The following is a 16,758-nucleotide window of genomic DNA, read 5'->3' on the forward strand; positions in this document are numbered from 1 at the left end:
TGTTGAAATTCGCCTACCTTTACCGGGTCATCGTAGCCGGTAAAGAAATGAAACAATATAAATACGAAGAAATAGCAGCGAACATTGAAAGTAAGATCACCGGTGGCCAGTATTTACCTGGTCACCGGTTACCTTCAGTAAGAACATTGAAGGCACACTACAGCACCAGTTTGAGTACCATCCAGAGCGCCTATGACGATCTCCTGTTAAGGGGCCTGGTGGAAAGCGTTCCCCGTTCCGGCTACTATGTAAGCGCCCGGCCGGCTGCTACCGGTAAAGTAACTGAAACCATGATAGTAAGGGATCCTGTTTTCAGGAATAACCTGGCGGCGATTTCTTCTGAAAACCGGCAACGCAGCGCACTATCTGAATTCAACGTGGCGGCTCCCGGCGATTTGTTGCTGCCGCAGCAGTTGTTGCTGAAAACCATGCAGCAGGTGATCCGCGAAAAAGGAGCGGCGCTCTTAAAATATTATCCTGCCAATGGTTTGGCCACATTGCGTGAAAGCATTACCAAACGCGCAGCACATCACAATACCCGTTTACAATCTGATGAATTGCTTATCACAGACGGCGCTTTACAGGCAGTATATATTGCGCTGGCAGCGGTGTGTGAGCCAGGAGATGTAATTGCTATTGAAAGTCCCTGTATCTTTTCTGTATTAGAAGTGATCCGTGTACTGCGGCTGAAAGTGGTGGAAATTCCTGTGCGCCCGCAAACAGGATTTGATCTGGATGTGCTGAAGGAAGCCTGTGCCATACATGCTTTTAAAGCCATTGTCGTTACACCGAATTTTCATAATCCTACCGGCACACTGCTAACGGATGATCAAAAGCAGCAACTGCTGAAAGTCGCGCAAGCCCACAACATTGCGCTGATAGAAAACGATATTTACGGTGAGCTGCCGTTCAACGGCCAGCGTCCTTCCACCATCCGCTCCTTCGATAGTAGTGGATTGGTAATGACCTGTTCCTCTTTTGCAAAATCGCTGGCGCCGGGTATCCGGTTGGGATGGCTGTCGGCCGGCCGCTTTTTCCGGCAGGCAGAACAGATCCGGTTTGCCGTGGGCAGCAGCGTATCGCCTGTGTACCAGGAAACGATGAATAAAATACTGGAAGGCAGTGCTTATGAAAAACACCTGCGCGTTTTCCGGAAGCAGCTGGCCGCACAGTGTGAGCAGAGTTTGAAACTGATCAGGGAATGTTTCCCCGCGGGGACCAAAGTAAGTCGTCCGGGCGGCGGTTATCACCTGTGGGTGCAGCTACCGGAAACGCTGGATATGACCGCCTTTTACCGCTTTTGTGAAGATACCGGGGTGAGATTTACACCGGGATCGGCCTTCTCTTTTACAGGCGCTTATGACCATTATTTCCGGCTGGTATTTGCCGATAAATATACACCGGCAAAGGTGGCGGCTATACGAAAAGCGGGAAGCTACGCGGTAGCCCACAGCTGAGCATTCCTGTACCGGTTATATTTCGGCTCCCTGTATTTCGCTGCGCAGCGGCGGACTGCTACTTTCGTGGCTCATTCTTTCAAACAACCGGACATGAGTACTATCATTACAAAGTTTGCAGTGGCATCAGACAAGATGATTGATGAGCTGTTATACCTTACCCGCACCTGGCTGGCAGAGCATCCCGAAATAAAGATGGAAGGGCAATACACCCAAAAAATCCTGGTGAACAGTATGAATAGTTTTTCAAGTCAGTGGTTCATCGTATATGCGGGGGAGGAACCGGCGGGCTTCGCCTTTCTTACCGATGGCGGCGTGCGGCCTTCATTCCTGGAAGGGAAGCGGATCGTACACCTGTCGGCTTTCGCGATATTGCAGGCGCATGCCGGCGGAACAGCAGCAGCCTCATTGCTGGAAAAATGCCTGGCGGTATATAAGGGCCGGGATGCCATGTGGGCAGAGCTTTCCGTAGCGCCGGGCTACCTGGAAGCAAATGGCTTTGTGAAAACAGCAGGCTATCTTGTAAAAGAGATGCAGTAAGGGATACGTGGAATGATAAAAGTAAATATTATCTTAACAACCCATTATTCCACGTATAATTTTTACCCATGAGGTCCAGGTGTTTTATTTTATTATTGATCCTGCTGTATCAGGTCCCATTATTTGCACAGCGGGTAAAGATTGCCTGTTTGGGCGCAAGCATCTGTGCCGGCGCCCGGCTGCAGCATCCTGAAACCGAATCCTATCCCGCGCAGCTGGGAAAGCTCCTGGGGCCGGACTTTGAGGTGACCAACTACGGCGTAAGCAGTACCACTTTACTGAAAAAGGGCGATCATCCCTATTGGAATACTTCCGGGTATAAAGCTGCATTGGCAAGTGAACCAAATATTGTGCTGATCGACCTCGGCGGCAACGACAGCAAGCTGATTAACCGCGTATATCTGGATGAATACGAGCGGGATTATCACGACATGATCCGTGCATTCCGGGCATTGCCTTCACACCCGCGTATCCTGTTGCTTCAGCCCATTGTTTCTTTTGTGAAAGACACTACCCAGATCTGGGACCCGGTGATTACAAAGCAGATTTTACCAAAGGTAAGACAGGTGGCTTATGAGGAAAACCTGGAGTTGGTAAACCTGAACGCACTGCTGATGGGTAAACCTGGACTCATGCCGGATGGAATTCATCCTGAACTGGAGGGCACTACTTTGATAGCTAAAACACTTTTTGAGGTACTGCACCCGGTACGGGATACAGCTTTTAACGCTATTGGCCCGTTACCCGGCGATAAAAAGATCTCCTCATTTTATGGCTACTGCTGCGCGGATTTTAATTTCAGGGGACGCGCCTGTAAAGTGGTGGCGCCTAAGTTTGCGGCTGCCGGTCATCCGTGGATCTGGCGCGCCCGTTTCTGGGGGCATGAACCGCAAACGGATATCGCCCTGCTGGAACGGGGTTATCATGTGGTATACTGTGATGTGGCTGAATTGTTTGGCAATAAGGAGGCTATACAATTATGGAACGGGTATTATTCGTTGTTGCGCAAAGCCGGACTGGCACATAAAGCAGTGATGGAAGGCATGAGCAGGGGAGCGGTATACGTGTACAACTGGGCGGCTGAAAATCCGGATAAAGTAGCGGCTGTATATGTAGATAATCCCGTGATAGACCTGTGCAGCTGGCCGGGAAGCCAGTTTAAAAAACAGGTCGCGCAACGTAACGAGTGGGAAGCTTTCAAAAAGGATTACGGTTTTACTTCCGATAGCGCTGCTATGCTGTTTAAGGGAAGCCCGCTCTATAAAATAAGGGAAATAGTAAAAGGAAAGTACCCAATGCTGCATGTGCTGGCAGATGCGGATACGGATGTACCGCCAGAAGAAAATACGCTGCCGTTTGAAGAGAAAATAAAAGCGCTCGGAGGAGATATAATAGTGATGCATAAACCGGGATTCGCCCATCATCCTCACAGCTTCCCGGACCCTACACCTATTGTAGATTTTATTTTAAAAGCGGCAAAGTAGTTAAACAGTTAGCTTTCCGCTTTACGCAGAAAGCTAACTGTCATGCGTTTATTTTACCAGCCATTCCAGCTTATACATCCCGCGGAACCTGTCGTAAGTCAGCAGTTCTGCATCCCGTTTAAACAGGGCATCCATCTGATCGGCCAGTGTTTCATGCGCAGGGAAGGCCTGTTTTACATTCCAGGCGGTCAGCGTTTGTATTTTACCGTTAGGAGCGGAGAAGTACATTTTGTACTGATCTTCCGGACCGGCTTTGGGAGAAGTGGGTATTTTTCTCTTATACAGCAATAATTGCGGGTTTTTATTCAGGATCTGGTAACTGTGGTTGCCCTCTACCCGGTAAACATCACCGTTGGTGAGCTGATAAGCAAATATTTCATTTTTGTTGATATGAATATTTTTGCCATTATGCTCCAGGGTGACATAACTTTTAGGCGCAAGTGTATGCAGATGAATCCTGGGTGTTTTGTTGCTGTTATCCTTGGTATAACTCAACCCGCCGGACAGGTAATCATCCATGCTGCGATAAATGCCGGTAATCTTCTTTTGCGCGTCTGCTGCTACATTGATACACATCAACAAGCAGATCAGGTAAAAAATTCTGCTACAGTATTGCATATGTCTATCGGTTTGTTTTGGTGCTACTATTAATTTAGCAAAATTAGCCGATAATTTATTACCAGGACATGATAAAAATCATTAAAAATTTCCTAAAAATTGATTTGGTAAGATGGTTATTTTATTTCATCCGGCACTTACAAAACCGGCAGGTATACATAAAACGTACAACCTTCATTCAACTGTGATTCAGGGTAAATATATCCTCCGTGATTTAATACCACTTTCCGGCAAATGGTTAACCCAATACCTGAACCGGGATAGTCGGAAACCCTCACCAAACGTTTGAAAATAGTGAATACCTGATCCGCGTATTTTTGCTCAAAGCCAATACCGTTGTCGCGGAATACCAGTTCATAGTAACGTTTGTCAGTTTCCAGCTTTGGAACGGTAGCCTGTTTTTCCGGTGATAGTATGCTCACACTTACCCGGATCACCGGTTCCTGGTCATTAAATTTCAGGGAATTATCAAGCAGGTTATGAAAGAGCTGATTCATCTGTAACGGAACAGCTTTTATTCGTGGAAGCGGTGATATTTCAATATGGGCTTTTCTTTTCTTCAGATCGGGTTCAAGATCACGCAATACGTTTTTCATAACAACGTTCAGATCTGTTTCAATAAACAGATCTTCATTTTTATTCAGTTTGGAGTAAGTCAGCAGGTCTTTGATCAGCCCGGACATACGCGAAGCCGAAGCAATCATTTTTTCCAGGTATTCTCTTACCGGTTGCCGTGCCGCTTCTGCGCTCATAGCAAGGTTACCAAAGGTTTGAATTTTGCGTAGCGGTTCCTGCAGGTCATGGCTTGACATAAATACAAAATCTTCCAGTTCCCTGTTTGTCCGTTTCAATTCTTCATTGGCTACTTTCAATGCTGTGGTGCGGTCTTCCACATGTTGTTCCAGCTTATCCGAATAGTTCCTGGCAGCTTCACGCGCTGCCACAAAAAAGGTAATGTCATTGGTAACGCACATAATACCGGAAACATGACCATTTTCTTCATACAGCGGTTCAAATGTAATTCTGACAATAATATCTTCTGGTTTGCCAAAGCGGATGATCTTTAATGGCAGTTCACCGGTAATATATCTTTTACCGCTGGTGTATGCCTTCTCTATCATGCCTTCCATTCCCTGTGATTTCAGCTCTGGTAAGGCTTCCAGTAGTGGTTTCTGCATTACTTCTTCCGCCGCTCTGCCCCAGTATTGCAATTGTATTTCATTGGCTACCTCGATATTCATTAACAGTCCTTTCAATAAGCAGATGGCTACCGGCGCCTGTTCAAATAAATTTTTCAGTTGTTGTTCTGCATGGTTGCGCAACTTTAAAATTCTAATATGCGATTTTACTTTCGTAAGCAGTTCTACGGCTGAAAAGGGTTTCACCAGGTAATCGTCTGCACCGGCTTCCAATCCATCGATACGTGCTTCGCCACCGGTGCGTGCAGAAAGGAAGATAACAGGTATCTGCGCTGTAGCCAGGTTACCACGTAAACGTTCCAGCAGATCTTTTCCATTCATGACCGGCATCATGATATCGCTGAGAATGAGATCCGGCTTTTTGCGCTCCACTTGCTCCAGTGCTTCCAGTCCGTTTTTGGCAGTCGTGATATAATAATATTTTTCGAGTAGCCTTGCCAGGTGGTTACGCATATCTGCGTTATTGTCTACGATGAGCACGTGTGCCCGTTCAGGGCTGTTGGCGGCTGTTTGGGCTTTATCAATAGCCGCTAATGCGTCGTTGCGTTGTTGTGCCTGTTCATATGCATGTACATTCGAAAAAGCGATGCTGAAAGCGTTACCCAGTAATTCGTAAAAATTCAAATAAGTTTCGTCCAGCGTTCGTCTGGCACTCACGCCGGCAACAACAAATCCCCATGGCCGCTGCTCGCCGGCGATATTTACCGGCAGCACAACAGCGCTGTGTGGCGCTTCCGGGTAGGGACCAAAGGGAATATGGCCAAAGTGGCTGCCCAGGTCAGTTATCACTCCCGGTTGCAGGGATTGTAACGCTTCGTCGAAAGACCAGTTAACTCCTGCAGTATCCGCATCAATCCCCGCGGCGGCTATCACACAATGGTTATTTACTTTGCTATCCAGCTGGTATAACAGCAGGAAAGGGATATCGCAGCTGAAGTCAATCGTCTTTCCCAATATTGCTTCGCATATCTTTTCAGTAGTTTCTGCTTTGCCTATCAGGGTCGACAAATCACGCAACACCTGCGTCCGGCGCGCAGCCAGCACTTTATCTGTTGTTTCGGTAACCGTGTGAAAAATGCCTCCCACTTCGCCGGCTTCATTCCGTATGGGCGCAAACGAGAAAGTCATGAACGCTTCTTCGAGGTAGCCGTTACGGTCCAGGAACATCCGCTGGTCTTTGATATAGGTTCCTTCTCCTGACTGTCCGCGGGTGAAAGCATCGCCTACCACGGGCAGTGCTGTTTCCCAGCATACCCGGAAGCTCTGACCCATAGACATGGGATGTTTATCACCACAGACAAGCCGGTAGCTATCATTGTAGATCTGTATAGTATCGGGGCCCCAGGCGATTAAAACGGGAAATGTGGAAGCAAGACACAGACTGACCGTTGTTATCAAACTTTGGGGCCAGCATTCAATAGGTCCTAAGGATGTTGCCGACCAGTCCATGCTTTTAATCAGCCTGCCCATTTCTCCACCACGAGCTAAAAATTGATCCCGATGTTTCATAGGCGTTTGGTAATAGGGCACATATAGTTTTGTTTGAATGAGTCAAAAGCGGAGATTATCTTTATCCTTTCCATACTCAATTTAAACAAACTACCTTGAATAGCAAGATTCTGCCTCTGATCGCTGCAATAATAGTACTCACGCAGCACCCGTTGAAAGCCCAAACCAACCGTTTACCCGATTGGGCAATGGGCGGCTTTGTAAGGCCCGCCGGCGTAAATCCCGTGATCCGCACAGATTCCACAGCGCATTTTTATGATTCGCTCCTGCAAAGGGAGGTCGACTGGGAGTCGAACGACACCTTTAACCCTGCTGCTGTGGTGAAGGCCGGGAAAATAGTAGTGCTCTACCGCGCAGAAGATAAATCCGGTATCAAGATAGGTACGCGTACATCCAGGATCGGCTATGCAGAAAGTAAAAACGGGGCTTCTTTCAAAAGAAAAAAAATACCGGTATTATATCCGCGTAACGATGTTCAGCAAACCTATGAATGGCCGGGTGGCTGTGAAGACCCCCGTGTAGCTGTTACCGTTGATGGCACCTATGTGATTTTCTATACACAGTGGAACCGGCAGGTACCCCGCCTGGGAGTGGCTACCAGTAAAGACCTGGTCAACTGGACCAAGCACGGGCCCATTTTCCGGAAAGCCGGCAGCCGTTTCGTGGATCAGCCGCATAAATCGGCGTCCATCGTTACCATGCTGAAAGGAAAGAAGCAGGTGATTGCAAAAGTAAATGGAAAGTACTGGATGTATTGGGGCGAAGCCGGCGTATTTGCCGCTACCTCTGATAACCTGGTGGACTGGCAACCCGTTACCGATAGCAGCGGTGCATTAAAGGCGCTTATAAGGCCCAGGAAGGGCTATTTCGACAGCGGGCTGACGGAGTGTGGTCCGCCGGCTATTATGACGGATAAAGGCATCCTGTTGCTGTATAACGGGAAGAATCAGCCGGGTGAAAGAGGCGACCGGCGCTTTACCGCAAACAGCTACAGCGCCGGGCAGGTACTTTTTGATAAACAGGACCCTGAAAAAGCTATTGCCCGCCTGGATGTGCCGTTCCTGCGTCCCATGGAAGCATTTGAGAAAAGCGGGCAGTATGCCGCAGGTACCGTGTTTATAGAAGGGCTGGTATATTTTAAGAAGAAATGGTTTTTATACTACGGCTGCGCCGACAGCCGGGTAGGGATGGCTGTATTTGATCCAAAGCACCCGGCGCCCGGAGATCCCCTGCCATAACCGTTCACCATTAAATTTCCGCTATCATGCGTAACCGTTTTTTTTCGTTGCTTGTAATGGTTGCTTTTTTTACAGCATCATCCGCAAACGCGCAGTATATCGAAAAAGTAGTTTTTGATACAAAAGATAGTACCGGCAATTTTTATCTTGCCGTACCGCCGCTGTCCCATCAGATAAAAGGCGTGGTGGTGGTGTTGTCTAATTTCTACCAATTGGATAACCTGGTACCGGAAACAAAGCTGCACAACGTGGCCTGTGCCAACGACCTGCTTACTGTTTTTGTTTCCATGCAGGAACAACTGTTTGCCGATACCGCCGTGGTAAACCGCATCAGCACCGTGATACAGCATGTAGCCAATAAATACAAAGCCGATACGTCGAAATTTGTATTGGCCGGATACGAGTATGCCAGCAATATCGCGCTGCGCTATACGGAATTAACCCGGCAGTTCCCCGCCGCCTATGCCATACATCCCAAAGCCGTTTTTACCGTCAGCGGCCCGGTAGATCTGAATGGATTGTGGCAGTGGTGCCAACAGGTGATCCGGAAAAAAACAAACGACGGACAAATGGGCGACGCAGGTTATATTCTTGATAAAATGACCCGCGAAATCGGTACACCAGCGGCACGCCCGGAACGCTACCGCGCCCTTTCACCGTTCAACCGGGAAGATACGGCCGCAGGCAATGAGCAATACCTGCAACGTATGCCCGTGCGCGTGTATTATGATACGGACATCGCGTGGCTGTTGAAGGAACGCCGCAACAGTTTGTATGATACCTATATTCCCGATGCCACTGAACTGATAAGCAGGCTGCTGCTGGCCGGCAACGGAGACGCGGAGTTCATCGCTTCACCGCAACCCGGCAAACGCATCAACGGCGCCCGCTACGCAGAGGCATTTTCTATTGTAGATGAAACGGAATGTATCCAATGGATCAAACGTACACTGGATATTTTTGACCCGGTAAACTGGAAACCACCTTATAAGCTGAACAAGCCGAAGGGCTGGGGAACAGAACATTTCCAGGTGCCGGTGGACTTTGCCCCGGAGATCCGCTATAAAGGTGTGGAAGATATCCGCTTTGCACCAGGATGGGGCGACAGCACCAGCGCGGAACACTGGTCGTATGCTTTCCTCTGGTGGCTGAAAGATAAGCCCGTGGTAAACGCGGCTACGCTGAATACCTATCTCACCGCTTATTACAATGGCCTGGTAAAACGTAACGTTATCGGCCGCAGGATACCCGCGGAAAAACAGGTTCCTACGGTCGTCGATATCAAAAAAGTAAAAACATTGGAAGGAGATGTGGAAACCTACGGTGGCACTATCCGGATGTTAAACTATATGGTACAGCGCCCCATTGTGCTGCACTGTACCATACATGTAAGCAATTGCGAATCGCAACAGCGTACCGCCCTCTTCTTTGAAATTTCCCCGCAGCAGGCGTCCCATGCTATCTGGAAGCAGATGGACGGGCTATGGAGTAGTTTCCGCTGGGAGTAAGGATTATTGCCCGCCGGGGATTGAGTAAATATCAAATACGCCGCCCTTCATCAGGTCGGTGTGCAACAGGCGCGTGGTACTGTATGGCTTTCCATCCTTTTTTATGGCGCCAATAGATACAGGCGTGCTTTTAGCCTCCACACGGATGGTGGTAGTGGTATGCGCACCGGTATGAATGACAATACGCTCAAAAGTGGGAATGGTGATGGCATATTCCGGCGCCACGGGGTTCACCGGGTAAAATCCCATCGCAGCAAATACATACCAGGCACTGATCTGGCCGGCATCGTCATTGCCGCATAACCCTCCCGGACCTACGCCGTATTCCATGGCCCTGATTTCACGGGTATGCGCAATGGTTTTCGTTTGCGCGTTTACGTAGTTATACAGGAAAGGGATCTGGTGACCGGGTTCATTGCCATGCCAGTATTGATGGTTTAAAAAAAGACTATCCAGCGCCTGTTCAAATTTTTTATTTCCACCGGTTATTTTAATAAGACCGGGAATATCATGCGGTACATAAAACCCATACTGCCGTGGCGTTCCCTCGGTAATAAAAAACATTTTCTTGTCCCGGTCGGGATGCTCATACCATTTGCCGGAGGCGTACCGGCCGTTTACATCTCCCAGCTGCGGATCAAATACATTGGCATAATTGCCGGCCCTTTTTGTTAAGGCTGCATAATCTTTTTGCTTATGCAGTGCCTTCGCAATGGTAGATAGCGCGTAGTCATCAAACGCATATTCAAGTGTGCGCGATACCTGCTCACGGCTATGAAAGGCATACGGCACGTTATCTTCCAAAGGTACATATCCGTATTTCAGGTAAGAAGATAAAGCCCTGCGGCCCTTGCCTTCTTTATAATCAGCTATAGCAGCGGTGTCAAACGCATTTTGCCGCATGAGGCGATACGCTTCTTCCACATCATAATTCCGGATGCCTTTGTTATAGGCAGATGCAATAAACGGAATGGCATGATCACCAACCATGGCTGCAGTGTAATTATTCCAGCAGGGGAAGATCGGCAGCCAGCCACCCTGTTGCCCTTTCAGGATCAGCGAACGTACCAGGTCGTTGATCAACGTGGTGTCCAGAATTTCATACAGCGGGAGTTGCGCGCGGTAAATATCCCACATGGAAAAGTCGTCGTAGTAATTGCCGGAAGCCAGTTGTTTCACCTGGTAGGATTGCGCAAAAGCAGGGTAGGTGCCTTTTACATCATTGAAGAGGCGCGGGTGCTGCATGGTATGATACAATGCCGTATAAAAGATTGTTTTATCTTTTTCGGAAGAACCGGTTACTTCAATTTTCCCCAGCGCTTTATTCCATATATCGCTGGCTGTTTTTGTTTGTGCGGTAAAATCCCAGTGATTGATTTCTGCTGCAAGATTTTCCCTGGCCGCATCAATACTGGTGAAAGAAGTGCCTACACGTATCCTTATTACACTGCCCTTATGCACCTTGAATTTTACAGCAGCGCCGATACCTGCATAGTCTTTGATGCTGTCTTCCGCCAGAACGGTGTTGTCGCGGAAGACTTTTGCATCACTAAACACTTCTTCAAACTGCACCACGAAGTATCCGCTAAAACCTGCTGGCTGTCCCTGACCCTGGTAAATGCGGAACGCGGGGTTATAGCCGGAGATCTCCTGCCGCCGGCGATCGATATACACAGCGCCTTTGCCCCGGTCGCTGTTAGGCCTGATCACTATATAGCAGTCATCCTCTTTGGTGAAGCTGAACTGCATCATGCTGCAACGCGCGGTGGCAGTGATGGCTGCGTGTATCTTGTCTTTGCCCAGTAATGTGCTGTAGCAGGCGGGCGAGGCTGTTTCACCGGTGTTTGAAAACGTTGAGGCGTAACCGTCAGGTGTGGTTTTGAGTTCGCCGCAAACGGGCATAACGGTCATACTGCCATAGTCCTGTGTGCAGGAGCCGCTGAGCCAGTGTGTGCCCCGGAAGCCGGTGAAAAGTGAGTCCGTGTAATAATACGGCGCCACACATTTCTGTTCGGTGAGCCTGGTTTGCGGGGTCCACTGCGTCATGCCAAAAGGTGTGCCCACCGCGGGAATGGTATTAGCCAGCTGCTCGGTGCCGGCGCCATGTGCCAGGGCGGTGAGAGTAGTACTTTTGGAAGTGCCGGTGAACGGGTCTACATAAGCCAACAGCTGGCTGGTTTGTGCCAAAGCACTTGCCATACCAGCTGTTAACCATAAAAAAGTACAAACGGTTTTACGTACCATCAATATCCTTTATTTTGTTTGATCTTATCCTTGTTAATATCTATCTGGCTTTGTGGTACTGGTATTACGAGGTTGTCGCTGGTAAGGTCCGCTACTAACCTGATCTGTGCTTTTTTGCTGTTGAGTACCGGAATCGCCCTGCCGGTGCGGACGAGGTCGTACCAGCGGTGACCTTCAAACGCGAATTCCACCCGTCTTTCATTTTCTATTGCCAGCCGGAACGATGCCTGGTCGGGCACGTTGGCGGCCGTTTTTTCTGCGAGTCCTGCTCTTTTGCGGATCATGTTCAGGTAAGTGAATGCTTCACCGCCGCCCTGGTAGCCTATTTCATTAAGGGCTTCCGCATACATCAATAATACATCTGCATAACGGATTACCGGGAAGTTATTACCATTATCGTTCTTGGTGGCAGGTACATCAAAGTACTTCTTTACAAAATAATAATTTACGGTAGCCCCGCTGGCATTTACATAAGAAGTAGCCATGGAAAAGCTCTTCCTGGTGTCGCCGGTTTCATAGGCGCTTTCCATATCAGGGGTCACCTGGTTATTGCCATCGCCGCCAAACTTCACTACGGCGTCGCCGGAGTTTTCGGGCGCGAACGAGTTAGGCAGCGGATTGCCTTCTTTTACGCCACCTGATTTATATTGTACATCAAAAACAGATTCCTTATTATTTTTCTTGCTTACATCAAAAACGTCGGCATATTTATCCAATATGGCGTAAGTGCCGGAGCTGATCACTTCTTTCAGCTTTGCAGCAGCATCGGGGTATTTATGTTGCGTGAGCAATACCTTTCCCAGCAAGGCTTTGGCGGCGCCACGGGTAGCCCTGCCTATATCGGCGCCGGTATAACTCACCGGCAATGCGGCTTCAGCAGCTTTCAGGTCGGCTTCAATTTGTGCGTATATGCTGGCTGCAGGATCACGGGTATATTCATATGCCTGGTCGGCATTGGTGATTTCTGTCACCACCAAAGGCACATCACCAAAGGAACGCACCAGGTTGAAGTATACCAGCGCACGGAGAAACTGCGCTTCTGCGGAGAAGCGCTTCTTCAGTGAATCACTCATAGCTATCGGCGTAATCCTCGACAGGATGGTGTTGCTGCGGGAAATGGCTTTGTAGCTGTCGTTCCAGCGGGCGGCCACAAAAGGATTGGTAGTTTTGATATAGAAGCGGTCAAATTCATCCTGGTCTGTCACGGAGCCGGAAGGCACCGGGAAGTTGTTATCGGATGGAATATCACCATAAATATAAGCGTTGCCAAATACGCCGCCCGACTGCAGGGAGCCATAGTTGGCATTGAGTGCATTTTTAAAATCGTCTGCTGTTTTGTAGAAGTTTTCCGTAGTGGCCGTGGAAGGCGGGACCTGCTCCAGGAAGCTCTTTTTGCAGGCCGTAAATGAAACAGCTGCTGCGAGGAATATGTATATATAATTTGTGCGCATGTTCGTTAATTTTTTAGCAAGATCAGAATCCAATATTTACCCCAACTACAAATGTTCTGGCCAGCGGATACCGGCCATAGTCTACGCCGCTGGTTAAAGCGCCTTCGTAATTACTTACTTCCGGGTTATAGTTCAGGTAGTCGGTAAACGTGTAGAGGTTTTGAGCCGAGAGATAGATCCTGGCCTGTTGCAGGCGGATGTGCTGTAATATTTTTTCCGGCAGTTGGTAACCGATACTTACGTTTTGGATACGCAGGTAGGTAGCATCTTCCACCCAGCGGCTGGAGATGGCGTTGTTGTTGCCGGTGGTGCGCTGGTTGGCGCGGGGAATGATGCCGTTGCCTGGTTTGTCGGCCGACTGCCAGCGGTTCAACACCGTGGTGAGCTGGTTGGCGCTGCCTTCTACGTTTTCAAAGAAGCGGCGGCTGAGGTTCAGTATCTCTCCGCCTTGCTGGCCTTGTATGGCCACCATCAGGTCGAAGTTTTTATACCGGAAAGTGTTGGTGAGGCCGTAAATAAAATCAGGCTGACTGTTACCGATGATGGTGCGGTCGTCAGCTGTGATCTTTCCATCTTTATTTACATCTTCATACTTCACATCACCGGGTCTGGAAGTGATGTCGTGTGGAAATTTATCGAGGTCGGCCTGGTTCTGGAAGATGCCTATCTGTTTGTATCCATAAATGTTACCGATCGGTTTTCCGATTATCGTGATGTTGGTTTCGTTTACGCCGGAATTGCTGCGGATGGGATCTCCTGTAGGACCCAGTGCCACCACGGTATTGCGGTTAAAGGAAAGCGTGGCGTTGGTGTTCCAGGTAAAGGCGCCGGTTAGGTTACGGGTGGCAAGTGAAAATTCCCATCCTTTATTTTCAATAGCGCCAATATTTTTAACAGCGGTGCTGAAACCCGTGATAGTAGGCACATTTACTGCCAGCAGCAGATCGTTGGTATTTCTTTTATAGTAGTCGATGCCAATGCCAATTCTTTCGTGGAAGAAGCCGATGTCGATGCCGGCGTCGAACTGTTTGCTTTTTTCCCAGCCCAGTTCATCGTTGCCAAGCGAAACTGCACCCAAACCATTTACGAGCGAGTTGTTGAAACTGTAGTTATCTGCTTCCAGTTTAGCGAGGTAAGGATAATCTTCAGCGTATTGGTTATTACCTGCCAGTCCGTAGCTCACACGCAGTTTGGCGTTAGAGATGACAGGAATGTTTTTCATAAATGGTTCTTCTGTCAACACCCATCCTACAGAACCCGCGGGGAATACGCCCCACCTGTTTTGGCTGCCGAAGATGGAAGATCCATCTGCACGCAGCGATACATTGGCGATGTACTTTTCTTTGTAGTTATAGGTAGCGCGGCCAAAGTAGGAGGTGGAAGTATTGGCAGTTCTGAAAGAAGTGACGGTACTCGGTAACCCGGCAGCATTCAGTGTAGGCACTACGTCGTTGGCGTAAGAGGTACCAATCGCCTGGCTTCTCTGGTACTGGTATTTATAGGCCTCCATACCCAGCAACACATCGATGTTATGCGGGCCGGTGGCTTTGGTATAGTTTACGGTTTGGTTAAACAGCCAGCTGGTGGTTTGATCAGAAGACGCTTCACCCACGGCCTGTGTAGGCGGCAAGATCTGGTTCAGCGGCATGCGGGATGTTTTATAGGCATTTCTCCTGGTGGAGCCTACATTGAAATTACCGGTAGCGCGGTAACTGAAATCTTTCAGGAACTGGTACGATGCATACACATTGGTAAGCAAATTGGTGGTGATCAGCTCATTCGGATTTTCCGTGATATTGGCTACGGCGTTGGTGATGCCAGGCCAGCCATAAGGCACTGCCAGCGCGGTTTGCGAGGTGTAAGCGCTATGGTCGGCGTTCCAGACAGGTGTCATTGGTACTGCAGATAAAGCCGCGTTGATAATACCGTTGTTAGCCCAGTGACCATCACTGTTTACATCGTTCTGGATTTTATATACCGGGTTGATATTGGCGCCCAGCTTGAAACGGTCGGTCACGTTGATGTCTACATTCGCACGGATGGAGTACCGGTCGAGTGTGGATTTTTCAATGATGCCATCTTGTTTCAGGTAGGCACCGGTTACCAGGTATTGCGCGTTATCATTGCCGCCGCTGGCGGTTACCTGGTAGTTGTTGATCATTCCCTTGCGAAAAATCATATCCTGGTAATCATACGTAGGCATGGCGGCTACCTTCTGCGGATCGTCGAAGTTGAACCACTCAAACAGATCGCCGCGTGGATAACGGTAACGCAAATACGAAGACGGGCGCGCACTGTTGGGGTCTGATATATTGGCGCCGGGTACGTTATCGAGGTAAGCATTATTGGAGGCTTCTTTGGAGAACTCTGCAAACTGCTGCGAGTTGAGCACATCTATCTTTTTAGAGAGCTCCTGGAATCCCGTATATACGTCGGCGTTAAACCTTGTTTTGCCGGATTTACCGCGTTTGGTGGTTACGATAAGCACACCGTTGGAGCCTTTGGAGCCATAGATCGCAGTGGAGGAAGCATCTTTCAGCACATCAATGCTTTGCACATCGTTGCTGTTGAAATTGCTGAACACACTGGCGTCCACAATATTGCCATCCACTACAATCAGCGGGTTGGTACCTGCGCTGATAGAGCCGAAGCCACGTACTTTTATGGCGGGGGTAGCACCCGGGGCGCCGCCTGTTTGCTGCACGATCACGCCGGGAATTTTTCCCTGCATACCGGTGGCCACATTGGAAATAGGCATGTCACGCATTTCGGCCATAGGCACGGAGGCGATGGCAGCGGTAACATTCCGTTTCTTTTGGGTGCCGTATCCCACTACCACCACATTATTGAGCGAGCGGGTTTCTTCCTTCAGGATGATGTTCAGCGGGGTAGCGCTGCCGGCGGCAATTTCCACGGAAGTATACCCGATCATACTAAAAACAAGAACGGTTTTTTCATCCGGTACCCGGACGGTAAAATGCCCGTTAACATCGGTAATAGCCCCGCCACCACCGTTTTTGATGGTGATGGTGACATTGGGAAGCCCGCTGCCTTTTTCATCGGTCACTTTTCCACTAACGGTGATCACGCGCGCAGAGGATAGCGTAGGATCTGCCACCCGCTTCTCGGTGATCACAATGGTATTGGCATTCAGCGACCAGGTAAGGGCGGTGTTTTCCAGCAGCAGGTTGAGTGTTTGCAGCACGGATCTTCGTTCCGCGGGCAAAGTAATATCATCATAGGGAGAGAGCTGTGCGGCAACATAAGCAAACTTAAAGGCGCTTTGCTGCTGGATTTGCTTAATACCTTCCTTCAGGGATTGCCGTTTCAGGTTTACGGTGACGTCTACTTCTTCCAATCGCTGCGCTTTGCCGGGAGCAGCAATCAGCATATTGATGCCGAAAAGAAAAGCAGAGGCGAGTAAGCAACTTAGTTTCATATAATACGCAAACGTTCGCTTTGGGAAAAGGCGTAGCCTTCCCCTGATAAGAAATTTCATACCTTTGGGTA

At 49.0% G+C, this 16,758-nt stretch carries 10 protein-coding genes; 5 read left to right on the forward strand and 5 right to left on the reverse strand.

What is annotated here, in order from left to right; genetic code table 11:
- The first annotated feature begins 2 nt into the window (after positions 1-2).
- From ACLHR0_RS21455 to ACLHR0_RS21465, 3 genes are all read left to right on the forward strand, one after another.
- Entirely contained in the window at positions 3-1,457 is a 1,455-nt protein-coding gene (locus ACLHR0_RS21455) for a PLP-dependent aminotransferase family protein (protein ID WP_436489358.1), read from the forward strand.
- Between the two features lie 93 nt (positions 1,458-1,550).
- Positions 1,551-1,997 (forward strand): GNAT family N-acetyltransferase, encoded by a 447-nt coding sequence (locus tag ACLHR0_RS21460; RefSeq protein WP_436489360.1) that lies wholly within the window; start codon positions 1,551-1,553, stop codon positions 1,995-1,997.
- A 68-nt stretch (positions 1,998-2,065) separates the two neighbouring features.
- The gene (locus tag ACLHR0_RS21465) at positions 2,066-3,481 is read left to right on the forward strand and encodes a GDSL-type esterase/lipase family protein (RefSeq protein ID WP_436489362.1); all 1,416 of its coding nucleotides are present in this window, start codon (positions 2,066-2,068) and stop codon (positions 3,479-3,481) included.
- Between the two features lie 48 nt (positions 3,482-3,529).
- On the opposite strand, the gene ACLHR0_RS21470 is transcribed toward ACLHR0_RS21465, so the two are convergent.
- Both ACLHR0_RS21470 and ACLHR0_RS21475 read right to left on the reverse strand, forming a co-directional pair.
- Positions 3,530-4,099 (reverse strand): hypothetical protein, encoded by a 570-nt coding sequence (locus tag ACLHR0_RS21470; protein ID WP_429046833.1) that lies wholly within the window; start codon positions 4,097-4,099, stop codon positions 3,530-3,532.
- Between the two features lie 137 nt (positions 4,100-4,236).
- Positions 4,237-6,807 (reverse strand): hybrid sensor histidine kinase/response regulator, encoded by a 2,571-nt coding sequence (locus tag ACLHR0_RS21475; RefSeq protein WP_436489364.1) that lies wholly within the window; start codon positions 6,805-6,807, stop codon positions 4,237-4,239.
- Between the two features lie 95 nt (positions 6,808-6,902).
- Between ACLHR0_RS21475 and ACLHR0_RS21480 the strand changes: the two genes are divergently transcribed.
- Positions 6,903-8,045 carry a glycoside hydrolase family 130 protein gene (locus tag ACLHR0_RS21480; RefSeq protein ID WP_436489366.1) on the forward strand — a complete coding sequence of 381 codons (1,143 nt, stop codon included), beginning with the start codon at positions 6,903-6,905 and terminating at the stop codon, positions 8,043-8,045.
- 26 nt (positions 8,046-8,071) lie between these two features.
- Entirely contained in the window at positions 8,072-9,553 is a 1,482-nt protein-coding gene (locus ACLHR0_RS21485; RefSeq protein ID WP_436489368.1) for a hypothetical protein, read from the forward strand.
- A gap of 3 nt (positions 9,554-9,556) precedes the next feature.
- Here the strand turns inward: ACLHR0_RS21485 and ACLHR0_RS21490 are convergent, their stop codons facing one another.
- Genes ACLHR0_RS21490 through ACLHR0_RS21500 form a run of 3 tightly spaced genes read right to left on the reverse strand, consistent with a single transcriptional unit; the run spans position 9,557 to position 16,687 of the window.
- Positions 9,557-11,752, reverse strand: a complete 2,196-nt coding sequence (locus tag ACLHR0_RS21490) for a GH92 family glycosyl hydrolase (RefSeq protein WP_436489369.1) — start codon at positions 11,750-11,752, stop codon at positions 9,557-9,559.
- A 44-nt stretch (positions 11,753-11,796) separates the two neighbouring features.
- The gene (locus ACLHR0_RS21495; protein ID WP_436489371.1) at positions 11,797-13,248 is read right to left on the reverse strand and encodes a RagB/SusD family nutrient uptake outer membrane protein; all 1,452 of its coding nucleotides are present in this window, start codon (positions 13,246-13,248) and stop codon (positions 11,797-11,799) included.
- Positions 13,249-13,270: 22 nt separating this feature from the next.
- Complete coding sequence (locus ACLHR0_RS21500; protein ID WP_436489373.1) at positions 13,271-16,687, reverse strand: SusC/RagA family TonB-linked outer membrane protein; 3,417 nt, start codon at positions 16,685-16,687, stop codon at positions 13,271-13,273.
- Positions 16,688-16,758: the final 71 nt, after the last annotated feature.

The organism is Chitinophaga sp. ARDCPP14, assembly GCF_051362515.1.
Lineage (GTDB): Bacteria > Bacteroidota > Bacteroidia > Chitinophagales > Chitinophagaceae > Chitinophaga.

Coding starts and splice junctions, on each gene's coding strand:
- ACLHR0_RS21470 (WP_429046833.1), bottom strand. CDS start 4,099: ATGCAATACTGTAGCAGAATTTTTTACCTGATCTGCTTGTTGATGTGT.
- ACLHR0_RS21465 (WP_436489362.1), top strand. CDS start 2,066: ATGAGGTCCAGGTGTTTTATTTTATTATTGATCCTGCTGTATCAGGTC.
- ACLHR0_RS21475 (WP_436489364.1), bottom strand. CDS start 6,807: ATGAAACATCGGGATCAATTTTTAGCTCGTGGTGGAGAAATGGGCAGG.
- ACLHR0_RS21500 (WP_436489373.1), bottom strand. CDS start 16,687: ATGAAACTAAGTTGCTTACTCGCCTCTGCTTTTCTTTTCGGCATCAAT.
- ACLHR0_RS21490 (WP_436489369.1), bottom strand. CDS start 11,752: ATGGCAAGTGCTTTGGCACAAACCAGCCAGCTGTTGGCTTATGTAGAC.
- ACLHR0_RS21460 (WP_436489360.1), top strand. CDS start 1,551: ATGAGTACTATCATTACAAAGTTTGCAGTGGCATCAGACAAGATGATT.
- ACLHR0_RS21485 (WP_436489368.1), top strand. CDS start 8,072: ATGCGTAACCGTTTTTTTTCGTTGCTTGTAATGGTTGCTTTTTTTACA.
- ACLHR0_RS21495 (WP_436489371.1), bottom strand. CDS start 13,248: ATGCGCACAAATTATATATACATATTCCTCGCAGCAGCTGTTTCATTT.